The sequence below is a fragment of the Pseudomonas sp. GW821-FHT02A11 genome, from assembly GCF_059421985.1.
Genome location: NZ_JBWKWB010000021.1, coordinates 34,605 through 59,320, shown reverse-complemented (window position 1 = coordinate 59,320; position 24,716 = coordinate 34,605). Strand labels below are relative to the sequence as shown.

The 24,716-nt window shown below is 60.5% G+C and carries 16 protein-coding genes and 2 pseudogenes; 14 read left to right on the top strand and 4 right to left on the bottom strand.

Going from position 1 to position 24,716, the window contains the following annotated elements; translation table 11 throughout:
- The first annotated feature begins 131 nt into the window (after window positions 1-131).
- The 3 genes from AC07V9_RS23285 to AC07V9_RS23275 all read left to right on the top strand — a co-directional run bounded on the left by AC07V9_RS23285 (window position 132) and on the right by AC07V9_RS23275 (window position 4,732).
- Complete coding sequence (locus AC07V9_RS23285; protein ID WP_495017992.1) at window positions 132-767, top strand: RluA family pseudouridine synthase; 636 nt, start codon at window positions 132-134, stop codon at window positions 765-767.
- A 322-nt stretch (window positions 768-1,089) separates the two neighbouring features.
- The gene (locus AC07V9_RS23280) at window positions 1,090-2,379 is read left to right on the top strand and encodes a M18 family aminopeptidase (RefSeq protein WP_495017991.1); all 1,290 of its coding nucleotides are present in this window, start codon (window positions 1,090-1,092) and stop codon (window positions 2,377-2,379) included.
- A 172-nt stretch (window positions 2,380-2,551) separates the two neighbouring features.
- Window positions 2,552-4,732, top strand: coding sequence for a mechanosensitive ion channel family protein (locus tag AC07V9_RS23275; RefSeq protein WP_495017990.1), 2,181 nt, complete (start codon window positions 2,552-2,554; stop codon window positions 4,730-4,732).
- A gap of 195 nt (window positions 4,733-4,927) precedes the next feature.
- On the opposite strand, the gene AC07V9_RS23270 is transcribed toward AC07V9_RS23275, so the two are convergent.
- Window positions 4,928-5,839 (bottom strand): glycine betaine ABC transporter substrate-binding protein, encoded by a 912-nt coding sequence (locus tag AC07V9_RS23270; RefSeq protein WP_495017989.1) that lies wholly within the window; start codon window positions 5,837-5,839, stop codon window positions 4,928-4,930.
- A gap of 218 nt (window positions 5,840-6,057) precedes the next feature.
- On the opposite strand from AC07V9_RS23270, the gene AC07V9_RS23265 reads away from it, so the two are divergent.
- Window positions 6,058-8,094 (top strand): oxidoreductase, encoded by a 2,037-nt coding sequence (locus AC07V9_RS23265; protein WP_495017988.1) that lies wholly within the window; start codon window positions 6,058-6,060, stop codon window positions 8,092-8,094.
- A gap of 203 nt (window positions 8,095-8,297) precedes the next feature.
- On the opposite strand, the gene AC07V9_RS23260 is transcribed toward AC07V9_RS23265, so the two are convergent.
- Window positions 8,298-9,074 (bottom strand): pyrroline-5-carboxylate reductase family protein, encoded by a 777-nt coding sequence (locus AC07V9_RS23260; protein ID WP_495017987.1) that lies wholly within the window; start codon window positions 9,072-9,074, stop codon window positions 8,298-8,300.
- Window positions 9,067-9,771, bottom strand: coding sequence for a TetR/AcrR family transcriptional regulator (locus AC07V9_RS23255; protein WP_495017986.1), 705 nt, complete (start codon window positions 9,769-9,771; stop codon window positions 9,067-9,069). The genes AC07V9_RS23260 and AC07V9_RS23255 overlap by 8 nt, the downstream gene beginning before the upstream one ends.
- A gap of 201 nt (window positions 9,772-9,972) precedes the next feature.
- Here AC07V9_RS23255 and AC07V9_RS23250 point away from each other — a divergent pair.
- A pseudogene (locus AC07V9_RS23250) lies at window positions 9,973-10,354 on the top strand (Rieske 2Fe-2S domain-containing protein); the annotation flags it as partial.
- 159 nt (window positions 10,355-10,513) lie between these two features.
- A pseudogene (locus AC07V9_RS23245) lies at window positions 10,514-11,028 on the top strand (2Fe-2S iron-sulfur cluster-binding protein); the annotation flags it as partial.
- A gap of 164 nt (window positions 11,029-11,192) precedes the next feature.
- Here the strand turns inward: AC07V9_RS23245 and AC07V9_RS23240 are convergent.
- Window positions 11,193-11,912, bottom strand: coding sequence for a UTRA domain-containing protein (locus tag AC07V9_RS23240; protein WP_495017985.1), 720 nt, complete (start codon window positions 11,910-11,912; stop codon window positions 11,193-11,195).
- 396 nt (window positions 11,913-12,308) lie between these two features.
- On the opposite strand from AC07V9_RS23240, the gene AC07V9_RS23235 reads away from it, so the two are divergent.
- The 8 genes from AC07V9_RS23235 to AC07V9_RS23200 all read left to right on the top strand — a co-directional run bounded on the left by AC07V9_RS23235 (window position 12,309) and on the right by AC07V9_RS23200 (window position 24,653).
- Window positions 12,309-13,376: an ABC transporter substrate-binding protein gene (locus AC07V9_RS23235; RefSeq protein WP_495017984.1), complete on the top strand. Its 1,068-nt coding sequence runs from the start codon at window positions 12,309-12,311 to the stop codon at window positions 13,374-13,376.
- A gap of 147 nt (window positions 13,377-13,523) precedes the next feature.
- Window positions 13,524-14,330, top strand: a complete 807-nt coding sequence (locus AC07V9_RS23230) for an alkaline phosphatase family protein (protein WP_495017983.1) — start codon at window positions 13,524-13,526, stop codon at window positions 14,328-14,330.
- On the top strand, window positions 14,327-15,169 hold the full coding sequence (locus AC07V9_RS23225) for an ABC transporter permease (protein WP_495017982.1): 843 nt from the start codon (window positions 14,327-14,329) through the stop codon (window positions 15,167-15,169). Before AC07V9_RS23230 ends, AC07V9_RS23225 begins: the two co-directional genes overlap by 4 nt.
- Complete coding sequence (locus tag AC07V9_RS23220) at window positions 15,156-15,953, top strand: ABC transporter permease (RefSeq protein ID WP_495017981.1); 798 nt, start codon at window positions 15,156-15,158, stop codon at window positions 15,951-15,953. Before AC07V9_RS23225 ends, AC07V9_RS23220 begins: the two co-directional genes overlap by 14 nt.
- A 1-nt stretch (window position 15,954) precedes the next feature.
- A complete protein-coding gene (locus AC07V9_RS23215) occupies window positions 15,955-16,944 on the top strand; it encodes an ABC transporter ATP-binding protein (protein WP_495017980.1) in 990 nt (329 codons plus the stop codon).
- 169 nt (window positions 16,945-17,113) lie between these two features.
- Complete coding sequence (locus AC07V9_RS23210; RefSeq protein WP_495017979.1) at window positions 17,114-17,767, top strand: HAD family hydrolase; 654 nt, start codon at window positions 17,114-17,116, stop codon at window positions 17,765-17,767.
- A gap of 136 nt (window positions 17,768-17,903) precedes the next feature.
- Complete coding sequence (locus AC07V9_RS23205; protein ID WP_495017978.1) at window positions 17,904-22,937, top strand: RCC1 domain-containing protein; 5,034 nt, start codon at window positions 17,904-17,906, stop codon at window positions 22,935-22,937.
- 84 nt (window positions 22,938-23,021) lie between these two features.
- A complete protein-coding gene (locus tag AC07V9_RS23200; RefSeq protein WP_495017977.1) occupies window positions 23,022-24,653 on the top strand; it encodes a hypothetical protein in 1,632 nt (543 codons plus the stop codon).
- The last annotated feature ends 63 nt before the right edge of the window (window positions 24,654-24,716 follow it).

Below are 24,716 nucleotides of genomic sequence, written 5' to 3'. Positions count from 1 at the left end.
GAACAGGCAGTCGCCACGGCGGCTCGCTCGTCCTGATCTCTTCACCGGGATGAGGGTGAGCGAGCCGCCGTTGGCGTTTGTATCTACGCCGATTTCTGCTCCGAGATTGCTTTTCGCTACGAGGCTGTTCAATGCCGCTGTCCAATGTTCACATTCTCCATCAGGACGATGCCGTGCTGGTGGTGAACAAGCCCACCCTGCTGCTCTCAGTGCCTGGCCGCGCCGACGACAACAAGGATTGCCTGATCACGCGCCTGCAGGAAAACGGCTATCCCGACGCGCTGATCGTCCATCGGCTGGACTGGGAGACCTCCGGGATCATCCTGCTGGCGCGTGATGCCGACACCCATCGTGAGTTATCTCGGCAGTTTCACGACCGGGAAACCGAAAAGGCCTACACGGCGCTGGCCTGGGGGCAACCTGAGCTGGACAGTGGCAGTATCGACTTGCCTCTGCGTTACGACCCGCCGACCAAGCCTCGGCATGTGGTGGACCATGAGTTCGGCAAACATGCGTTGACGTTCTGGAAGGTGTTGGAGCGGTACGACACGCACTGTCGGGTGGAGCTAACGCCGATTACCGGGCGCTCGCATCAGTTGCGGGTGCATATGTTGTCGATCGGGCATCCGTTGTTGGGGGACGGGTTGTACGCCGATCCCGAGGCGCTGGCGGCGTATCCGCGGTTGTGTCTGCACGCGAGCATGTTGACGTTTACGCATCCGGTGAGCAAAGAGCGGATGCGGTTTGAGTGTCCGGCGCCGTTTTGAGGGGTTGGCTTTAGAGGGTGACGCTGAAGCCCTTCGGGCCTGTCGCGGGCAAGCGCGCTCCTACATTTGTTTAAACGTGCCATGGCCTGATGGACCGAGTTGTTAGCCTTGGCGCAAGGCTTTAGAGGCTGGCGACGCGGTACATCAGAATGCGGCACGTTGCAAAAAATGTAGGAGCGCGCTTGCCCGCGATAGCGCCCAAAGGGCATCCGTGTAGCGCCCTAAAGCCAACACCTGACAACCATTTCAACCTTTCCATAAGCGCGCTCGCTCCGACGGTAATACGCCTGTAAACTCCCGCCATTGCTGTCTGGAGTAACTTATGCGCGAAGAGTTGAACCAAGGCCTGATCGACTTCCTCAAGGCCTCTCCCACCCCGTTTCACGCCACCGCCACCCTGGTGCAACGTCTCGAAGGCGCAGGTTTTCAGCGCCTGGACGAACGCGAGCCATGGCGCACCGAAGCCGGTGGCCGCTACTACGTCACCCGCAACGACTCCTCGATCGTCGCCTTCAAACTCGGCCGCCTGTCGCCCCTGCTCGGCGGCATCCGCCTGGTCGGCGCCCACACCGACAGCCCGTGCCTGCGGGTCAAACCGCAGCCTGAACTGCAACGCCAAGGCTTCTGGCAGCTCGGCGTTGAAGTCTACGGCGGCGCCCTGCTCGCCCCCTGGTTCGACCGCGACCTGTCCCTGGCCGGCCGCGTCACCTTCCGCCGTGACGGCAAGGTCGAGAGCCAGCTGATCGACTTCAAGCAACCGATCGCGATCATTCCCAACCTGGCGATCCACCTCAACCGCGCTGCCAACGAGGGCTGGCCGATCAACGCGCAGAACGAACTGCCGCCGATCCTCGCCCAGGTAGCCGGTGATGAACGTGCAGACTTCCGCGCCCTGCTGACCGACCAGCTGGCACGTGAGCACGGCCTGAACGCCGACGTGGTGCTCGATTACGAGCTGAGCTTCTACGACACCCAGAGCGCCGCGGTCATCGGCCTCAATGGCGACTTCATCGCTGGCGCACGCCTTGACAACCTGCTGTCGTGCTTCGCCGGCCTGCAGGCGTTGCTCAATGCCGAAGGTGAAGAAACCTGCGTGCTGGTCTGCACCGACCACGAAGAAGTCGGTTCGACCTCGGCCTGTGGCGCTGACGGCCCGATGCTGGAGCAAGTGCTGCAGCGTCTGCTGCCAGAGGGCGACGACTACGTGCGCACGGTACAGAAATCGCTGCTGATTTCCGCCGACAACGCCCACGGCGTGCACCCCAACTACGCCGAGAAACACGACGGCAACCACGGCCCGAAACTCAACGCCGGCCCCGTGATCAAGGTCAACAGCAACCAGCGCTACGCCACCAACAGCGAAACCGCCGGCTTCTTCCGTCATCTGTGCATGGCCGAAGAAGTTCCGGTGCAGAGTTTCGTGGTGCGCAGCGACATGGCTTGTGGCTCGACCATCGGCCCGATCACCGCCGGTCACCTGGGCGTGCGGACCGTGGACATCGGCCTGCCGACCTTCGCCATGCACTCGATCCGCGAACTGGCCGGTAGCCAGGACCTCGCGCATCTGGTCAAGGTGCTGACGGCGTTCTATGCCAGTGCCGAGTTGCCTTAAGACCATTACGCGGGCACTCCCAATCTGATGGTCAATGCCTTCTGTGGGAGCCCGCTTGCTGGCTAAAGCGGTGGGTCAGTTATAGGTGCATTAGCTGACGCTCCCTCTTCGCAAGCAAGCTGGCTCCCACAATGTGATGTAACGCCCCTGCCGACTCGAGGTTGATGACCCGGTGACTGCCTTTTCTCGCACCCACACCCTGTCGCGCCTGCTGCTGATCTGTCTGCTGGCGCTGTTCCCGTTCGCGTTCACTCAGGCCGCCGGGCTGCCCAGTCTGCTGAGCGGTCAGAAAGCCCAGCCGCAAGCGCAGGAGCCCTTGGGCCAGTCGCTGGATGAGGTGATCACTGCCCTTGAAAACGATCAGCAGCGCGCCAGGTTGCTGGACGATCTGAAGAAACTGCGCGACGCCACGAAAAAAGCTCAACCCGCCGCCGAACAAGGCGTGCTGGGCCTGATCGGCAGCACCTTGTCGGAATTCGAGAAGCAGTTCACCGGTGACGACAGCCCCGTCAGTCGCTGGGGAGACGAGATTTCTCTGGCCGAGCAAGAGCTGATCGACCTGATGCTGCCAGCCAATCAGTGGTGGCCGATCATCTTCGGTTTCGCCGTGGTGATCGCCCTGTGGAGTCTGTTGGCGGCAGCGCTTATCTGGCTCAGTCATCGGGTGCGAGTGCGTTTCGGGCTGTCGGAGGAGTTACCGCAGCATCCTCGTCCTACCGACATGCTACGTTTTGCCCTGCGCAAGTTAGGCCCGTGGTTGATTGCGTTGGTGATCACGATATACCTGAGCTATTCGCTGCCGCCGTCGCTGGGGCGTGATCTGGCGATGGTGCTGGCCTACGCATTGGTGGTCGGCACGCTGTTCTCGGCGATCTGCGTGATTGCGTTTTCCCTGCTCGACGGCCCTCATCGTCATCAGGCGTTGTACATCCTGCGCCATCAGGCCTTTCGACCGCTGTGGTGGATCGGCAGTTTTGCCGCGTTCGGAGAAGCCTTGAGCGATCCGCGGCTGGTGGCGAGCCTGGGCGTGCATCTGGCGCACACCACGGCGACCTTGGCCAATGTCATGGCAGCGGTGTCCACGGGTCTGTTTATCATCCGTTTCCGCCGTCCCATCGCGCACTTGATCCGCAACCAGCCATTGGCCAGACGCCTGAAACGCCGAGCCCTGAGCGACACCATCGAGATCATCGGCAGCTTCTGGTACTTGCCTGCGCTGGTCCTGGTGGGTGTGTCGCTGTTCGCCACGTTCTTCTCGGCGGGCGACACCAGCACGGCCTTGCGCCAGTCGCTGATCTGCACCGTGTTGCTGGTGCTGTGCATGGTCATCAACGGGCTGGTACGGCGCCATTCGCTGAAGCCCTCTCACGGCCATAAACGCCATGCGTTGTATTCCGAGCGCCTGAAAAGTTTTTTCTACACCGTGGTGCATCTGCTGGTCTGGCTCGTGTTCATCGAGTTGGGGCTGCGGGTCTGGGGCCTGTCGCTGATTCGTTTTTCAGAAGGCGATGGCCATGACATCAGCGTGCGCATCTTGGGTCTGGCGACCACGCTGATGTTCGCCTGGCTGGTGTGGATACTGGCCGACACCGCGATTCATCATGCCCTCACCCGCTCGCGCAAAGGCCTGGCGAACGCGCGCGCGCAAACGATGATGCCGCTGATCCGCAACGTGCTGTTCGTGACCATTTTCATCATCGCGGTGATCGTTGCGCTGGCGAATATGGGCATGAACGTCACGCCCTTGCTGGCCGGTGCCGGTGTGATCGGTCTGGCCATCGGTTTCGGTGCGCAGTCGCTGGTGGCGGATCTGATCACCGGCCTGTTCATCATCATCGAGGACTCCCTGGCCATCGATGACTACGTCGATGTCGGCGGCCATCTGGGCACGGTTGAAGGCCTGACGATTCGCACCGTGCGCCTGCGCGACATCGACGGGATCGTGCACACCATTCCGTTCAGCGAGATCAAGAGCATCCAGAACTACTCCCGCGAGTTCGGCTACGCGATCTTCCGCATCGCGATTCCGTCGAACATGAACATCGACGATGCGTTGAAGATGATTCGTGACGTGGGCCAGAAGATGCGCACAGATCCACTGCAACGGCGCAACATCTGGTCGCCGCTGGAGATTCAAGGGGTGGAGAGTTTCGAGTCGGGCAACGCCATTCTGCGTGCGCGCTTCAAGACCGCGCCGATCAAGCAATGGGAAGTGTCGCGAGCATTCAACCTGTCGCTCAAGCGTTATCTGGATGAAGCCGGAATGGACCTGGCCACGCCGCGCCTGAATGTGCAGGTCAGCACCAGTGGCGGCAGTGTGAGCGGGGTTCGCGGGAAGCAGGATGAAGCGTGAGGTGACTGACTCGCCAGTCTGTCACTGCGTGCTCACTCCCACCGTTGAAGCACTCACCGCCCCAAAGCAACGTAAACGGCAATGAAAAACACGAAACCCCTGTAGCAGTCCGGCTCGCCAGCGACATCCGTGTGGTCGCTGCCGCCGACAAGTCGGACTGCTGCAGGGGTTTCGCATTTGAGGTTGAACGTCAGATCAAGGCGTCGTCGCCGCCGTGGTGTTGTCCTTGAACATCGCCGCGAAGCGCTGTTTGTTGGCCGCGTAGTAGTCGGCGGTCACCTTCTCGGCCGAACTGGAGCGCGCTTCCAGCATCATCTTTTGCAGATCGTCCTTGGGAATGGAGTAATGAGCGAAGAACTGCGCCACCTTCGGATACTGCTCGCTGAATCCCTTACGGCCAAAGGCGTGAATCTGCTCGGCGCCGCCGAACAGGTGCTCCGGGTCATCCAGATAGCGCAGCGGGTATTTGGAGAACATCCAGTGCGGGCTCCAGGCGTTGACCAGTGACCACTTGCCGCGTTTGAGGTTGCGATCCAGCTCGCTCAACATGCCGGTTTCCGAAGACGCGACCATCTTGTAGCCGACGATTTTCTTGTCGTTGAGCACCTTCTCGGTGAGCTTGTACTGGCCGTTGCCCACTTCGGAGGTGAGGATCTTGCCGTCGAACTTCTCGCTGATGCCCGGCTTGTTCAAATCGGCCAGGCTTGCGACTTCGCTGGCTGGCACGATGTCTGGCACCGCCATGCCGATCCGGCCCTCATACAACACGCCCAGGTCTTCGATCTTGTCCTTGTACTTGTCGTAGAAGGCCTTGTGCGTACCGGGCAGCCAGACCATCGGAATCATGTCGATGTTGCCGTTGGCCATGGCCTGGAACTGGATGCCGATGTCGGCCATGACCAGTTTGACCGGCTGCTTGAGCTGATCCTCCAGCACCAGCGTCGCCAGCTTGACCGTGATCTCGGTGTCCGACCAATTGACCCATCCGATGCGCACCGGCGGCTGTTCTGCCGCCTGGCCTGCCGCGCTGAACAGACTCGCAGTCGCCAATGCGACACCTGCTAACCAACCAATACTTTTTTTCTTATACGGCGAATAAGCAACCATCGTGCATCTCCCCTGTTGTGTATGGATGTAACTGGGTGTGGCAGTGAAAGTGGTGAATCGCGCCGGTCTGAGCCAGCTGACTGCGCCGATCTTATCCACACACTCGGTAGGGACGCAAGGGAAATGTACACCTACGTCAGATCCAGTTGACACCTGTGTACATTCCTCCTAATTTCATCTCAAACCGAGCCTGACCTTCACCCGAGGAGCGCAACACGATGTCCAGCGATCCACTGCTGCAGCCCTACAAGATCAAGCACCTGACCCTGCGTAATCGCATCATCACCACATCCCATGAACCGGCCTACCCGGTGGACGGCATGCCCAAGGACCTGTATCGGGCGTATCACGTGGAGCGCGCCAAGGCTGGCGTGGCGCTGACGATGACCGCAGGCTCGGCGGCGGTTTCACGGGACAGCCCGCCAGTGTTCAACAACGTGCTGGCGTACAAGGACGAGGTGGTGGGCTGGCTGAAGGATTTGACCGACGAATGCCACGAACACGGCGCGGCGGTGATGATCCAGCTGACGCACCTGGGCCGTCGCACCCGCTGGGACAAGGCTGACTGGCTGCCGGTGGTGTCGCCTTCGCACCGGCGCGAAGCGTCCCACCGCTCCTTTCCCAAACAGCTGGAAGACTGGGACATCCAGCGCATCATCAAGGACTACGTTGACGCTGCCGAACGCATGAAGGCCGCGGGCATGGACGGCCTTGAGCTTCAGGCCTACGGCCATTTGATGGACCAGTTCTGGTCGCCGCTGACCAATACCCTCGAAGGCCCCTACGGCGGCTCGCTGGAAAACCGCCTGCGCTTCACCTTCGACATCCTGCGTGGCATTCGCAAGCAATGCGGCGACGACTTCCTGCTGGGCGTGCGCTATACCGGCGACGAAGACTTGCCGGGTGGCTTTGGCGCCGAGGACGGCATCGCGATTTCCCACATGCTCAAGGACAGCGGGCTGGTGGACTTTCTCAACGTCGTCAAAGGCCACATCGACACCGATGCCGGGCTCACCGACGTGATCCCGATTCAGGGCATGCGCAACTCGCCGCACCTGGATTTTGCTGGCGAGATTCGCGCCGCCACCGGCTTCCCGACTTTTCACGCGGCGAAGATTCCGGACGTGGCCACCGCCCGCCACGCCATTGCCTCCGGCAAAGTCGACATGGTGGGCATGACCCGCGCGCACATGACCGACCCGCACATCGTGCGCAAGATCATCGAAAAACGTGAGGAAGAAATTCGCCCCTGCGTCGGCGCCAATTACTGCCTGGACCGCATCTATCAGGGCGGTGCTGCATATTGCATCCACAACGCTGCCACCGGTCGCGAGACCACCATGCCCCACGAAATCCCCAAGGCCGCGATCAAACGCAAGGTCGTGGTCATCGGCGCAGGCCCCGGCGGGCTGGAAGCGGCGCGGGTGGCGGGCGAGCGCGGGCATGACGTGACCGTGCTGGAAGCGGCCGATCAGCCGGGCGGGCAGATTCGCCTGACGGCCCTGAGTGAACGTCGTCGCGAGATGATCAGCATCATCGACTGGCGCATGGCCCAGTGCGAACGGCTGGGAGTGAAGTTTCAGTTCAACACCTGGGCCGAGGGCCAAACGGTGCTGGATCTGGAACCGGACGTGGTGATCGTCGCCACGGGCGGGCTGCCGGATACTGAGGTGCTCAAAGAAGGCAACGAACTGGTGGTTTCGGCGTGGGACATCATTTCCGGTGACGCCAAACCGGGCAAGAACGTGCTGATCTTCGACGACGCCGGCGATCACGCGGCGCTGCAAGCGGCTGAAGTCATCGCCCAGAGCGGCGCGCGACTGGAAATCGTCACACCGGATCGCGCCTTCTCGCCCGAAGTCATGGCCATGAACCTGGTGCCCTACATGCGCAGCCTGCAGGACCTGGACGTGGTGTTTACGGTGACCTACCGCGTGGAAGCCGTGAAACGACGCGATGGCAAACTGGCGGCGATCTTCGGCAGCGACTACGGCAAGGTCAACAAGGAACGCATCGTCGATCAGGTGGTGATCAACCACGGCACCCTGCCGATGGACGAGCTGTATTTCGAATTGCGTCCGCTTTCGAGCAACGAAGGCGCGGTGGAACAGCACGATTTGATTGCTGGCAAGGCGCAGAACCTGGTGACCAACCCTCAGGGGCGTTTTCAGCTGTTCCGGATTGGCGATGCGGTGGCGGCGCGCAATACCCACGCCGCGATCTACGATGCGCTGCGTTTGGTGAAGGATTTGTAGCTCGGACTTCGGTGTTGAACGCAAGATCTCGGTACGCCGCAGAACGTGTGGATACGCGGACCTGTGGGAGCGAATTCATTCGCGAGAGGACAGTACGTCCGATACACATGCATCGGATGTATGACCGCCTCGCGAATGAATTCGCTCCCACAGGTCTTCGTATCCGCCCGAATAAAAGTGTTGGCCCGTCAACGCGGGCGCGATCACATTCCTTTGCGTGCGATATCCGCTCCAGCCTGCAACGCTTGCCCGATCTGCTCTTCAAACCCTGCATCGATCAGGCTCTGCAACGCCGCGGCCGTGACCCCTTTATACGCCACCAGCGAATCGATCATTTCCTGCGGATCGTGATTGGCAAGCAACTGGCTGGCCGATACCACCACCCCTTTCGCTGCCTGCAGAGCAACGCTTTCAGGAATACCGGCGATCACCGCCTGCTGCGTCAGTGCGGTCATCAACAGCGCAGGAAATGCAGGCCCGGTGCCGGACAGCGCGCTCAGGTAATCGATGCCGTCTTCGGTCGGCACTCGGCTGGCAGTGCCCACGCATTCAAGCAATCCCTGAATGAATGCTACCTGGGCCTCATCCAACGTCTGCGCGCAATGCCAAGGCGTGAACGACTGCCTGATTTCAACCGCCGCATTGGCCATCGCCCGCACAACGACCCAAGCCCCGGTTGCCTCGCCGATCGCCTTGGCCGTGACGCCTGCCATCAGGGAAATGACCAGTTTGCCGGGCGCCTTGACGTTCAGCCCCTTGAACTGCTCGGGGCGAACGGAAAGCACGACCACATTGCAAGCGTCGACCAACGCCTGATTGTCCGCCAGCACATGGGCACCGCTTTGCGCCAGTGGATGACTGCCGGTGCGGTTGGACAAAAACAGCCGATCAGCCTCAATGAAACCGCTGTCCAGCATCGCCTGCGCCAATCCCCCGCCCAGCCAACCGGTCCCGCCGATGATGCCGATGCGCTTACTCACTGTGCGCCGTCTCCTCGAAGGTCTCGGCCAGCGGCACGAACTCGCCGGGCTCTTTTTCGGCGTAACCGAAGGCACCATAGAAGCGGTCGAGTTCGCGCTTCTTTGGTGCCTTGCCGGTAAAAATCGCGACGTAGTGTGGGATGCGTCTGAAACGCTCGGTAATGTCTTCGTTGGTTTTCATCGAGATGTAGCCGATCTGCGTCAGATAAATCGTCCGCGCTCGTGTGTCAGCGGCCTCGGGGTCGTAGCCGAAACGCCGGAACATCGCAGCCAGTGCATTGATACGCGAATCGTCGGCAGCAGCGATTTCCGAGGCGACTTCCTCGGACTGCAACGCCCAGCTGCGCACGGCGAATTCGAACTGAGAATCGAACAGCTCGGGGTTCAGCCAGCATTCAAAAACGTTGAGGATCGCTTCGGTGATGTTTTCCGCGTAGCTTTCGGATTGCTTGACCATACCGCCGGTGTTGTTGTCCTTCCACCGCGCCAGCAACGCGGCGAGCAATTGTTCGCGGTCCTGGAAGAACCAATAGAAGCTGGTGCGCGACAGGTTGAGGCGTTTGGCCAGGGGCATGACGCGAACGGCGTCCACCCCGGATTCCTTCAAGGCATCGTAGGCCGCTTCCAGCCACCCTTCGGCCGAACCGCGCCAGCCGGAGTCCTGGGATTTGCCTCGTTCTTTGCCTGCTACCGACATCTGATGTCGCCTTTGTTCGATTGTGAGTGAATGAACTGTACGCCCCTGATTTCTTGATGTACATCCGTGTACATTCGAATGACATTCAACCCCTCTTTCTGAATCAGGCGTAATCACCCATGCAGTCCGACGAGCTCCCGAAGAAGGTCAAAGGCTACCGACGCCTGATCCCTTCGATGACCGCCTTGCGGTGCCGTCGCCATCGAGACTCATCGCCAGTTAGTTGAAAAACGAACACCGGGTCATGGCATGAACGACGCATTATTCGCGCGCGAAGACATATTCAACACTGACGTGGATATCTTCCTTACCCAACACTGGATACTGGTCGGCGTCGCAGCGGATATCTCCGAGCCCGGCGATGTATCGACCCTCGACATCGGCAAATCCTCGATCAGTCTGGTACGCGATGACGACGAGCAGATTCAGGCATTTCGCAACGTCTGCCGCCATCGTGGCGCGCGGCTCAAGCCTGGGGGCAAGTCAGAACGGTAACTGGAAATTGGTGATCGAAAATAACCGCGAGTGTTATCACTGCGCAGGCACGCACCCGGAATTGACGGCGTCGTTCCTGCCCGAAGATTTTGGTTTCTGCGCCGAGGGGCTCAGCGAGGAGTCGCTGCAGGCGCTGGATGAATACGAACAACGCAACGCTGCCGCGAAGAAAAGCTGGGAAGACCAAGGCTTCGTCTGCGATGCCGTGGAGCATCTGGATGTCGACGCCGTGACGCAATTTCGCACCTGCGAGGGGTTGGGTGCCGAAGCGGGTTGGACGGGGCCGGTGGGTCGCTTGAGTCTGGAGCTGTTGAGCGAGTCAGTGCCGGATTTCAGAGAGCGCGAGGTCTTCACCTGCGGGCCGAAAGGCTACATGGACGCGGTCAAGGCGCTGCTGAAAAACGGCGGCTTCGATTTCGCCCATTACCACGAAGAAAGCTTCGACATCGCGGCGTTGATGCAAGAGCCGTTGATCGAAGCCGCCCCGAGTGTCGAACAGGGCCAAGCGCTGTTCACCGTCACCCTGTCCCGCTCCGGCAAGATCTTCAGCATGCCTGCGACCCAAACGGTATTGTCGGCAGCGAAAAAGGCCGGCGCGATCGTGCCGTCATCCTGCAGCCAAGGGGTATGCGCAAGACCGCGCTGCTGCAAGGGACGGTCGAGATGAACCACAACGGCGGAATTCGCCAGCGCGAGATCGACAAGGGGTTGCGGTTGTTGTGTTGCAGCAAGCCGACGTCGGATCTGGTGATTGATTTGTAGGTGATTGGACGACACCCTCCGGCCTGCAAATCGGATCTCCCGTGGGAGCGAATTCATTCGCGAGAGGCCTGTACATTCGACACATCGCTATCATCCGAACAGGCGTCTCGCGAAAAAATTCGCTCCCACAGGGTTTCTGCGTACGTCTGACAGAGCACGCTGGCTCAGAGCTCCCCCACCACCGCGCTCACATGAATCGCATCGTGCCGCCAATATTCCAGGTCGCAATCGATCAACCTCGCGCGCTGGTCATGGTTGACCCTGGCGATGCGCAAACCGGGGCTTCCGATCGACACCTTCAACGCCGCCGCTGCCTCAACGGGTAGCGCCGTCGGCACCATCTCGAAACGCACCTGACCGTAACGAATGTCGTAATGGCGGGCGTACAGTTCCGTCAGCGACTGGTTGAGGTCGAAATCCAGAATGTGCGGAAAATACTCAGGCTTGAGGTAATGCTCGACGTACAGCACCAGTCGCTCGTCGATACGGCGAGCGCGGCAGACCTGGATCACGCTGGACAGCGCGGGCAATTGCAGCAAGCCGCAGATCGCCGCCGAGGCCGGTTGCAGGCGCGCGGAAATCACTTGGGTGGCCGGCACTCGCCCCTGCGCCTCGACCATGGCGTGAAAGTGGCTGCGACGCATCAGGTCATAGGCCAGGCGCGGCGGCGAGATGAACCAGCCTCGGCGTTCCTCGCGATAAATCAGCCCCTGCGCCTCCAGCTGCACCAGTGCCTCGCGCAGGGTAATGCGCGTGGTGTCGAAGACCTCGCTGAGTTTGCGTTCGGCGGGAAGTTTGCTGCCGGGGGGCAACAGACCGTGCTCGATCTGCTCCTGCAGAGCATTGCAAATGGTCGTCACCGCTCGTGGCACATCTTGGCGCATTGCGTTACCTATCTGGACTAGACCAGTGCGATTCGGGGGCACGGTCAGCAGCGGGAAGGCCCGTTTCAGTGCTCTAGAGCGTAGGCAGACTAGATGACTGTTGCATGACATTCCAGCGCGATCCGCTTGAAAAACCAGACAATAAAAAGAAATTAGCCTTTTCATATCAGCGACTTGGCCATGGTCTACGCTTATTACACGGCACTGCTTATTGCCAGGCGCAAGCCTCTGCAAACGCCAGCAAAGGTCGGTCCAGACACGAAAGTGTCATGAGACTGGCCTAACTTGGCTCAGGTATTGCTGACCTAGACCAAACCATTAGACACACCCACCCGCAACCAACACTTCACCGACCCTTTCCACATCAACGTCGAGAAGTGCACAAAGGAGCTTCGAATGAAACACCTTTTGCTGGCATCACTCCTGGGTTCGGCCATCGCGCTGAGCACATCGGCCATGGCCGCGGACACCGACCTCAAAACGCTGGAAGCCGCCGCCAAGACCGAAGGCGCGATCAACAGTGTGGGCATGCCCGACGACTGGGCGAACTGGAAAGGCACCTGGACGGACCTGACCGCCAAGTACGGCCTGGTGCACATGGACACCGACATGAGTTCGGCCCAGGAAGTGGCCAAGTTCGATGCGGAAAAAGACAACGCCAGCGCTGACATCGGTGACGTGGGCGCGGCATTCGGCCCGATCGCCGTGGCCAAAGGCGTGACCCAGCCGTACAAGCCGACCACCTGGGATCAGGTACCGGACTGGGCCAAGGACAAAGATGGCCACTGGGCGCTGGCCTACACCGGCACCATCGCCTTCATCGTCAACAAGAAGCTGCTGCACGGCTCGGACGTGCCGAAATCCTGGGCTGACCTCAAGACCGGCAAATACAAGGTCACCATCGGTGACGTCAGCACCGCCGCTCAAGCAGCGAACGGTGTACTGGCGGCCTCCATCGCCATGAAAGGCGACGAAACCAACATCGAACCAGGCCTGCAGCTGTTCACCGAACTGGCCAAGCAGAAGCGTCTGGGCATCAACAACCCGACCATCCAGACCATGGAAAAAGGCGAAGTGGAAGTGGGCGTGGTGTGGGACTTCAACGGCCTGAGCTACAAAGCCAAGATGGCCAACCCGGATGACTACGTGGTGCTGATCCCTTCCGATGGTTCGGTGATTTCCGGTTACACCACCATCATCAACAAATACGCCAAACACCCGAACGCGGCCAAGCTGGCGCGTGAGTACATCTTCAGCGACGCCGGCCAGATCAACCTGGCCAACGGCAACGCCCGTCCGATCCGTGCCGATCACCTGAAGCTGCCGCCAGAAGTCCAGGCCAAGCTGCTGCCTAACGAGCAGTACAAGAACGTGACCCCGATCAAGAACCCGGACGCGTGGGAGAAAACCTCGAAAGCCCTGCCGCAGAAGTGGAACGAGCAGGTCATTGTAGAAATGCAGTAAGACCCCAATGGCTGGACCCTGTGGGAGCGAATTCATTCGCGAATGGGAGGTACAGACGACGCATTGATGTCGCCTGTACCCTCCATCGCGAATGAATTCGCTCCCACAGACATCATTCCACATCGCCCATTGCCCCCCGGAGCGAGTATGAAACACAACGTCATTCTGATCCTGCTGGACGGCCTGAGTTACAGCGTGGCGCAGCATGCGATGGGGCATTTGCTGGCGTATCGGAACGCAGGCCGCGCAGCGTTGTACAAGCTCGAGTGCGAACTGCCCGCCCTGTCCCGCCCCTTGTACGAATGCATCCTGACGGGCGTCGCGCCCCTCGACAGCGGCATCGTGCACAACCATGTTTCGCGCCTGTCCAACCAGCGCAGCGTCTTTCACTACGCCGCCGCTGCCGGGCTGAGCACCGCAGCGGCGGCCTATCACTGGGTCAGCGAGCTGTACAACCGCAGCCCGTTCATTGCCTCCCGCGATCGCCACACCGATGACGTCGACCTGCCGATTCAGCACGGTCATTTTTACTACGTCGATCACTACCCCGATTCCCACCTGTTCGACGATGCCGAGCACTTGCGCACCACGCATCAACCGAATGTGTTGTTCATCCACCCAATGAACATCGACGACGCCGGGCACAAGCACGGCCTCGACACCCCGCAATACCGCAACAGCGCGCGCTCGGCGGACATCATCCTCGCCGAGTACCTGCAGCGCTGGCTCGACGCCGGTTACCAGGTGCTGGTGACCGCCGACCACGGCATGAACAACGACCGCTCGCACAACGGCATCCTGCCTGAGGAGCGCGAAGTGCCGCTGTTCGTCATCGGCGACGCCTTCAGCCTCGACCCTGACGCGCAACCGAAACAGACCGAGATCTGCGGCACGGTCTGCGAGTTGCTCGGCGTGCCCCACGACAAACCTGTCTGCAGAGAGGTGCTCAAGTGAGTTCACAGCGTCGCGGCAAATGGTTGGGCCTCTTGTGCCTGGTGCCCTTTGCGCTCTTTTTCATCGCATTTCAGATCGCGCCGCTGGCGTGGGTCGCGATCAACAGCCTGTATTCGGACGCAGGCTGGGGCATCGACAATTTCGTAAAGGCCTTCAACTCGCGTTTCTATCGCCAGGCCATGCAGTTCAGCCTGGAGATCAGTTTCTGGTCGAGTCTGATCGGCATCGTCATCGCCATCCTGGGCAGCTACTCGCTGCGCAAGGTGCCGTCGCGGCTGCGGGATTTCGTCAGCGCCTTCGCCAACATGACCAGCAACTTCTCCGGCGTGCCGCTGGCCTTCGCGTTCATCATTCTGCTGGGCTTCAACGGCGCGCTGACGTTGATCCTCAAGCAGGCCGGAATCATCGATGACTTCAACCTGTATTCGAAGACCGGCCTGATCATCCTCTACACCTACTTCCAGATTCCCCTCGGCGTGCTGCTGCTCTACCCGGCTTTCGACGCCCTGCGCGATGACTGGCGTGAATCGGCTTCGCTGCTGGGCGCGAGCACCTGGGATTTCTGGCGGCACATCGGCATTCCGGTGCTGACCCCGGCCCTGCTCGGCACCTTCGTGATCCTGCTGGCCAACGCCCTCGGCGCCTACGCGACCGTCTATGCGCTGACCACCGGCAACTTCAACGTGCTGCCGATCCGCATCGCGGCGATGGTGGCCGGTGATATCTCGCTCGACCCGAACATGGCAAGCGCCCTGGCGATGATTCTGGTGGGCATGATGACGCTGGTAACCGTGGTCCATCAGTGGCTGTTGAAGAGGAGCTACCATGTCTCGCGCTGAACGCGGCCCGGCCGGGCTCTACCACCGCATGGTGGTGTACATCCTGTTTCTGCTGTTGCTGGCGCCTCTGCTGGGCACCTTCATTTATTCCATCGCCACCAGTTGGTCGGCGACCATTCTGCCCGCAGGCTTCACCTACAAATGGTACGTGGCCCTGTGGAGCGACCCGCGCTTTCTGATCGCCTTCGGCCAGTCGCTGCTGGTGTGCGTCGGCGCGCTGACTCTGTCAGTGGTGCTGATTTTGCCGCTGCTGTTCGTGGTGCATTACCACTTCCCGAAACTCGACGCGCTGATGAACATCCTCATCCTGCTGCCCTTCGCGGTGCCGCCTGTGGTGTCGTCGGTGGGGCTGTTGCAGCTGTACGGTTCGGGGCCGCTGGCGATGGTGGGCACGCCGTGGATTCTGATCGGCTGCTACTTCACCGTGGCCCTGCCGTTCATGTACCGGGCGATTACCAACAACCTGCAGGCGATCAATCTGGTGGACCTCATGGACGCCGCGCAGCTGCTCGGCGCCAATACGTTTCAGGCCGCGTTCCTGGTGGTGCTGCCCAACCTGCGCAAGGGCATGATGATCGCCCTGCTGCTGTCATTTTCGTTTCTGTTCGGCGAATTCGTCTTCGCCAACCTGCTGGTGGGCACGCGTTACGAGACCCTGCAGGTGTACCTGAACAACATGCGCAACAGCAGCGGCCACTTCAACAGCGCCCTGGTGATTTCCTATTTCCTTTTCGTGCTGCTGCTGACCTGGGCGGCCAACCGACTGAACAAGGACAAAGACTGACATGAGCTTCGTCACTGTCGAAAACCTGCAAAAGAATTACGCCAGCACCGCTGTGTTCAGCGACATCAACTGCGAGATCAACAAGGGCGAATTCGTCACCCTGCTGGGCCCGTCCGGCTGCGGCAAATCCACCCTGCTGCGTTGCATCGCCGGGCTGACTTCGGTCACCAGCGGCAAGATCTTTCTCGATGGCAAGAACATCGTCCCGGTGTCGCCGCAGAAGCGCGGCATCGGCATGGTGTTCCAGAGCTATGCGCTGTTCCCCAACATGAACGTGGAGCAGAACGTCGCCTTCGGCCTGCGCATGCAGAAAGTCAGCGCTGAGGAAACCAGGCAGCGCGTGGCTGAAGTGTTGAAGCTGGTCGAGCTGAACGAACTGGCCAAGCGTTACCCGCACCAGATGTCCGGGGGGCAGTGCCAGCGTGTGGCGTTGGCGCGCTCGCTGGTGACTCGCCCTCGCCTGCTGCTGCTCGATGAGCCGCTGTCGGCGCTCGATGCGCGGATTCGCAAACACCTGCGCGAACAGATCCGTGCGATCCAGCAGGAACTGGGCCTGACCACGATTTTCGTGACCCACGATCAGGAAGAGGCGCTGACCATGTCCGACCGGATTTTCCTGATGAACCAGGGCCGGATCGTGCAGAGCGGCGACGCTGAAACCCTGTACACCGCGCCGGTCGATGCATTTGCCGCAGGCTTCATCGGCAACTACAACCTGCTGGAGCCCGACGACGCCAGCCGCCTGATGCAGCGCCCGATCAACAGCCGCGTGGCGATTCGTCCGGAAGCCATTCAACTGAGCCTCACCGGCGCCCTGGAAGGCGAAGTGCGCAGCCATAGCCTGCTGGGCAACGTGATTCGCTACCGCGTCGAGGCGCGCGGGGTAGAACTGGTGGTCGACGTGCTCAACCGCTCGGCGGACGACTTGCACCCGAACGGCCGGCGCGTCACCCTGAACATCGAAGCGTCGGCGCTCTGCGAAGTGGCGTGATCGCCAATTCACCGCCGACCTGACCTGTGGGAGCGAATTCATTCGCGAGAGGGATGTACGGTCGACACATTTGCATTGTCGGTAACGCCGTCTCGCGAATGAATTCGCTCCCACAGGATAAAGACAGTCGCGACAGCTGCGCACGCACCGAATAAAGAGGATTTACACCATGGCACTGGCCATTTTCGATCTGGACGAAACCCTGATTCACGGCGACTGCGCCAGCCTGTGGAGCGAGCAGATGGGGCGTCTGGGCTGGGTCGATTCCGAGTCGTTCATCAAGAAAGACCATGAACTCATGGAGGCCTACAGCAAGGGCGATCTGGCGATGGAGGATTACATGGCCTTCAGCCTTGAGCCGCTGATTGGCCGTACGCCCGAAGAGGTCGATTTCCTGGTAGGCCCCTGGGTCGAGGACTGCATCGAGCCGATCATCTTCAGCGACGCCACCAAGGCCATCGCCGAACATCGCGCCGCGGGTGATCGCATCCTGATCATCTCGGCCTCAGGCGTGCATCTGGTCAAGCCCATCGCCGAACGCATCGGCGTCGACGAAGTGCTGGCCATCGATCTGGACATCGCCCACGGCGTGTACAGCGGCCAGACCCAAGGCGTTTTGACCTATCGCGAAGGCAAGATCACGCGTCTTCTGGAATGGCTGGATCAGGAAGGCGAAAACCTTGAAGGCGCGAGTTTCTACTCCGACTCGCGCAATGACCTGCCGCTGCTGCAAAAGGTGGATTTCCCTCACGTGGTCAACCCCGACCCGGTGCTCAAAGCCGCGGCAGAACAAGCCGGCTGGCCGATTCATCAGTGGAAATAACCTTTGCCGGGCTGTGCTCGCGTAACGCGAAGCCGCCCGACAAGCGGTAGCCAAACCTGTCATTTCTGACAGTAGGCAAGATTTCCGATACGGCGCTCAATGACTTCTGCGAACCCATCGACAGGAGTCAGTCAGCATGAATAACACCTGCGCCCCCTCATCTTCGAAGCAGTTCGTCATCAGCAACCCCCTACGCGCGACGAAAAAAGCCACCCGGCTGACGGTGCTGCTGGACGATGAGTTATGCCTGCGCAAACTCGTCAGAACCGAGGACCTGGACAAGGGCGCCGAGATCATTCTCGAGCCTCGCAAGGCAGGGGGGATGTCGATCATGGGTGCCGCCCGAGTGTCGCTGATCGACCTCGAAATTCCAGGCGCAACCGGGCCACTCGATGACGACTCCTGGGGCATCAACATTGCCGCTGCGCAGACCAACTTCCCGTTACAGGGTTTGCAACTTTACCTGCAACCCTGGTCGGCGATGGCGGTTGGGGACAGTTACCAAATCATGCTCAATAGCAGCACGCAGGTCGCGTCAGGGGTGATCACCAAGCCGGAGGAAATTGGCTCGCGAGTGGTCGCTTTCGTCCCCAGCGCCCGGCTGACGTCTGGCTCGCACACGCTTTCTTATGTGATCCGGCGTCAGGGGCAACAGCCGGAAACCTCGGAGGAGTTGTCAATATTCGTCAAGCTCGATGCACCTGGAGGTGTGGACGAGGACGGCAGCGTTCCGGGGCATTCCGAATTGAAGTTTTCCTTGCCTGCCGACATCGAACAGGACGGCGTGGACAAGGATGCAGCGGCAAAAGGCGTGATCGCCACCGTATCGCCCTATCCAAACATGGCCGCGGGCGATGACATCAAGCTGTCCTGGGGCGGGTACTTCGTACACCACGTGCCCGTCACCCCGGCGGAGGTTGGCAAGGAAATCAAAATGACTGTCGACGAGGCCACCATCCTCGCTGCCGGCGATTCCGATCCAGATGGCCTGGCCGTTACGTTCGAGGTCTACGACAACGTACTCAACCGCTCCTCAGATTGGAGCGCGGAGAAACGCATTGTGGTCGATACGGGCAACTCCCGGCTGGATGCCCCTATCGTTGCAGAAGTGATCAACGGGATCCTGGATCTGGATGTGCTGGGTACCGAGCCTGCGACCGTGCAGATCTGGGTCACCTCGGCGAATTTCGCCGTCGGAGACATTCTGGTCGTCCGCGTTGCAGGCACGACTTCCGACGGAGATCTGATTGAACACGAAGCCGACCCGGTAACGGTAGACCGACTGAACAAAGTGTTCGAGATTGCGGTTGCGAACGCTTTCCTTCGGCGCTTGGCGAAAGTGCAAGCCGCCTTCTCCTATCGTCGGGAACGCGCCAGTGTAAGCGCACCATCGCGAAGCCAATTCGCCAATATCATCGGGCACGCTGTTGGTATGGCCGGGCCTATCGCCAAGGACGCAGTGCAAGGCGCTCTGGACCCTTCGCTTACCCGAACCCGCGTTGAGATTCCATGGGACGAGAGCATGGCTGCCGGGGACCAGATTACCCTGCGCTGGATCGGCACACGGCCGGACCTCACCATATACGACCCGGCGTTAACACCTCACGCCATCACCGGACGAGAAGCCGCTAACAAACTGCCCCTTACACTCAATGTCGATGGCGCCCATCTGAAAACGCTCGAGGGTGGCACGCTCCAACTGTATTTCGAACTGGCCAAAGATGTGAATGGAGCCATCGTAGTTCGGGAATCCGAGAGGGCAACCCTGCTCAACGTGGGTGAACCTCAGGCCGAACTCCCAGCGCCTATTGTCGATGGCGTCGTCGACGGTGTGATCGATCCAGCGCTGCCGGGTACTACACTGACCGTCCCACGCTACCCCACCATGGAAATTGGCGACGTTGTCCATTACCTGTGGCAGGGCAGTATTGCCGGGGATGAAGAAGACTGGATCACCATAAACTCCTTCACCAAGGACAAGGATGTGCCCTTCAACATCGACAGGGCCCTGATCGAAGACAACGATGAGGGCACGGTAGCGGCGTCTTATTGGGTGATACGCGTTGGCGGACGGCGCAGTGATTCGCAGATCCTCAACTTCCAGGTTGGCAAAGGACAAGTGCCGCTCCTGCCTGCACCCACAGTGCCCGGCAGTGAAGACGGCACGCTGGACGTGGCGCTGGTGCCCAATGGCGCCACAGTCGTGATTCCGGCCTGGATGCCTGAGATGACTGCAGGCGACCGGGTGTACATGACCTGGCAGCATGACGACGGCTCTGAGTTCAAGCTCGATAGGTCGGTGACCGGAGGTGGCGTAGGCAGGGACATGAACTTCACCGTGCCACTGGACGAAGTAAGGAAAAGCGTCGATGGCCATGTCAGTGTCAGCTACATCGTCGAGCCGCTGGTCGGCGACGACCGACCTTCACAGCCCTGGTCGTTCGGTGTGGTGGAAGAATTGCCGATCCAGTTGCCTGAGGCGATCATCGTTGAGGCCGTCGGCGGCCTGCTCGACCCAGCCAAGGTTCCCGCTGGCGCCAACGTGCGCGTTCCCGCTCAGGCCCAGCTGAAAACAGGCGATACGGTGACTCTGACTTGGGCTGGGCAACCAGGCGAGGGGAGCGTCGCGCCGAGCGTCTCTGTCACACAAGACGGCGAGCTTTTGATTCTGATCGCTTACGCTACGGTCAAGGCCAATGACGGCTTCAGCGTCACACTGAGCTATACCGTCAAACGAGCGGACGGCAGCACCGACGGCCCTTCCCCCGAAAAAATCTATGACGTGAAGAGTGCCATTGCCGCTGGCCTGTTGAACGTCATGGGGGCCAGGTTCAGCCATTGCAGCTATCGGGCCTCGGCCACCCCGCGCTGGATCAGTGCGTTCAACGACACCACCGGTGCACCTTTGACTGCTGAATGGCAGTACGAAGGCGACGCGAGCTGGACACAGGCCAATCGCTGGCGCGATGTCAGACCCGAGGTGGCGCTGCATGTGCGCACCAGTGACGACCATGTGGTGCTCTCGCCCGTCAATATCATCGGCAACGGCAACGACACCACCACAGTCGGCGATGCCGCTTTCGTCGCTCATCGCGACAGCGGTGATGTAGTGGGCTGGGGGCACGCGGCCTATGGGGGCACTATTCCTCCGACCATCATCACCATGGACGACATGGTGGCCGTGTGCTGTTCTCGTAGCGCCTACGCCGCCCGACGTCAGAACGGTTTCGTCGTTGCCTGGGGTAACGCTGCCGAAGGCGGTTCCCTGGGTACCACGCCGCTGGACAATTTCGTTGCGCTCACCAGTAACAGCGTTGCGATCGCGGGCATCAAGGGCGATGGCAAGGTTTACGCCTGGGGCGCGGCCGCTTCGGGTGGGACTGTTCCCGACGCGATCAAAGCCTACTCCGATATCAAGCAGATCGTCGGAGCAGGGACTGCATTCGCGGCCATTCGTGGCACCGGCCAAGTGGTGGCCTGGGGAACAGCAGCGGCCGGAGGGACGGTACCCGCCGAGATCGGTACCTTCACCGACATCGTTCAGGTGTCAGGCAACTTCACGGCCTTCGCTGCATTGCGCGCCAACAATCGGGTAGTGGCTTGGGGGACGGCGGCCAACGGCGGCACCGTCACCACAGAGGTAGCCCAGGCCACTGTACGGGAATTGGCCGCCAGTAGCGCACGGGCGTTTTCCCTCATCACCACCGGCGGGCAGGTATTGGCCTGGGGCGACGCCAGCTACGGCGGGACGGTGCCGAATGACATCAAGTCCTTCACCGACATCAACGAAGTGAGCGCAACCTGGCAAGCCTTTGCAGCCGTGCGCGCCAACGGACGTGTAGTTGCCTGGGGGGCCGCAGCAGCAGGTGGCACGGTGCCCACCGACATCGCTCTGCTAAACGATATCGTCCAGGTCGTGGGCAACTCCAAGTCCTTCGCAGCGCTGAGGCGCAACGGAACGGTCGTGGCCTGGGGGGATAAAACCGTAGGGGGCGACATCACTGCAGTGGCGGCCCAACTGGTGAACGTCAAGGCCGTGTATGGCAACAGCCAAAGCTTCGTGGCATTGCGCTCCGATGGTGAAATCGTAACGTGGGGCAACGCGGGGGGTGGAGGCGACAGCAGTGCGGTACAGCCCTATCTGCGCAACCGGGTACCTTACGAAAGCAGCGTGGCCATCAGCAGCCAAGCCCTCAAGGCTCAGGGTGTCATCAACAGCGAAGGTCGCTCGCACAGGGTCAGCCCCTTCGGTGCGTTCTCATTCAGTGTCTCCGACTGGGCCAAACCTCAGATAGCCGACGCCATCGGGGATGTCCTGGACCCCGGCAACGACCCGGATCACATCATTGAGGTACACATCGCCCCAGGCATTTTGAAATATCAAGACAGGGTCAACCTCTACCTTGACGACACGCTGTTCGACTGGACTGTCGTTGGCAGGAATGGTCCCGGCGCCGGACTCGATTTCGAGGTGCCCGCCAGTGAGTTCATGGCCTACACCGGTGGGCAAGTGAGGGTCTGGTACGGCGTTATTCCTGCAGGCGAAACCCAAGAGCAACCGTCCAGCGAGCTGCTGCTGACGGTCAGCGGCGGTTTCGAGGACGACGCGCTGCTGGATCTCACCGCGCATCGCTACGTCGTTGCAACGCACAAAGCCCCGGAACCGGCGCCTGAATTCACGCGCATGCAGCGGGCCGCGGATTGGGGCACGGGCCCTTATAGCTACAGCAGCAGCGACGACAGCATCGCCAGTGTCGATGCCAGCGGCACTGTCTCCGCCCGGGTCAATGGTGTCTGCACCATCACCGCACAGGACAGCCAGCGAGCGAGTCGCAGTTATGCATTGACGATCCGAGGCATCACGGTCGTTCAATTCCTGACGTCCAATACCGACTGGCAGGGCATGAAAGACGCTTGCCAGGCAGGCGAGCTCCAGATGGCATCCGTCTCGGATCTGAAAGCCTTGTGGAGTACGTACGCCCAACGCGCACCGGTGAATGAATACCTTGGCTGGCTGAATTATCCGTTCTGGACCTCCAACGAAGTGGGCGCAGGTACTTACTCCACCTTCAATTTGAGCGAAGACTTCGAGGGGGATCGAACCCAGTCATCCGACGCGAGCGAACGAATGCAAGCCGTAGGCATTTCAAGGACAGCCGCTGAGCAATAGAAACGGCATGCATGACACCCACCCGCCTGTTCATTTCGATGGAGCAGGCGGGTGCTCTCTCATCGCCAAGAGGTCAGGACGACCATGAACACACTTCCTGCGTTTTTAAGCCGGGTGGTTGCTTCGCTGCTGGTGTTCCACTGCCTCATCGCACACGCTGCAATCACCGGTCCGCAAACCGCGCAATTGCTCAATACCCGCTATCAGGACACCACCACGACCTGCGCCGCCAGCAAACCTGCCTGGTATTGCAATGGCGTGCTGCTGAGGGCCGAAGCGCCGGTGAGCGGACAGCCGTTCTGGAAACTCGACAGTGACGCCCAAGCCCTGAGGGCCCAAGGTTTCGCTTACCTGCGCCGCGATTTGGGCATCCGCGAGCTCGGCGCCCCCCATGGGGTGATTTTTAGCGATCTTTTCACGGCAATAGGGGACGGTAAGACGCTGGAAGTCGTATGCGCCTACCCGCTGGCGCAAGCGCTGGACGCCAGCCGAGCCGACCATGGCTGCGGCCTGCCCCTAGAGTCTCGGCAGACTGCCGCCGATGTCAGCTCGTGCGCTGGCGTGGGGGTCACCGACAGCGCGAGTTGGCTGGCGCATTTTGAGCAATCAGGCAGCCAGCCCGCACAGCAGTGTTCGTTGAGCAGCCTCGAACCCGCTCAGTTCGACGCCAGCCTCAAAGCCCACAAGGGGCTAAGCAACGAATGGGCTGCCAAGGCGAATCGCCTGCAAGTCAAGGCGTGGGACGATACGCGGCCTGAAAGCCTTCCGATACAAGCACTGTTTTACGACCGTAATCAAAGTGGCTCGCTGATCGCCGGGCAACAGGATCAGCGGGACTACTTCAATGCGACGGGTCAGTGGCTACCCTTGTTGCGCATGGACCTCAATGACAGCACGGGCAAGGTGTTCGGGTTCAATCTTCAGGATCAGTTGTATCTCGGCTATCAAGTGGCCGCCAGCCTGAACAGACGCTATGGCGACACCCGTACCGAATGCATGAATCAACAGGCTGCGTACTTTTGCAATGGTGTGCTGATTCGTGGCGCCGCCGCCACGACGGCTTATCATGCCTGGAACCCCAGCCCCAATTCCGTGGGGCGAAACGGCGTGTCATTCAGCTACCTCAGAGCAGACGTCGGTACGACCACGCTCGCCGCTGCCCAGGGCTTCACGATGAAAGAGTCGTTCGCCCCGACCAAGCACCCCATAACGCTTCGTTGCAGTTATCCCGTGAACGCGGGCACCAGCAGTATCCCGGACAGTTGTCGAGCCAGTTGTGAACAACAGGGGATCGTCAGCGTCGAGAGCTGGCGAGTAAAGCATGGAGCTTCACCCGGTGGCAGTTGTGCGTTTACCTCCGGCCCCGCCCAGTTTCAACTCAGCATCCTGGTGCGCAGCGAGCTTACACCGTCCGTCAGAGGAGGCTGGAACGAACTCATCGTGGCCGCATGGCCGCAAGACATACCGTCGCAAATTCCCCTGGAGGCTTTCTTCTACAGCGCCGCGAACGCGTTGCCACGCGCTCAGTTCATCCAACGTGACTATTTCAACGCGACGGGCATGTTTTTACCTGTGGTCCGAGTGACACTCACTCAAGCACAACCTTTCGACTACATACCCGACGACCAACTTGCGCCTGGAAATGCAACCCTGACAAGCAGGATTCGTCAGGGCCAGGGCGCCGATATCTGGCCGGTTGATGACCCTGTCCCGTGACGCTGAAACCCCGACCAGCGGTAGCAAAACCTGTCATTTCTGACAGTTGGCAAACATCACGAA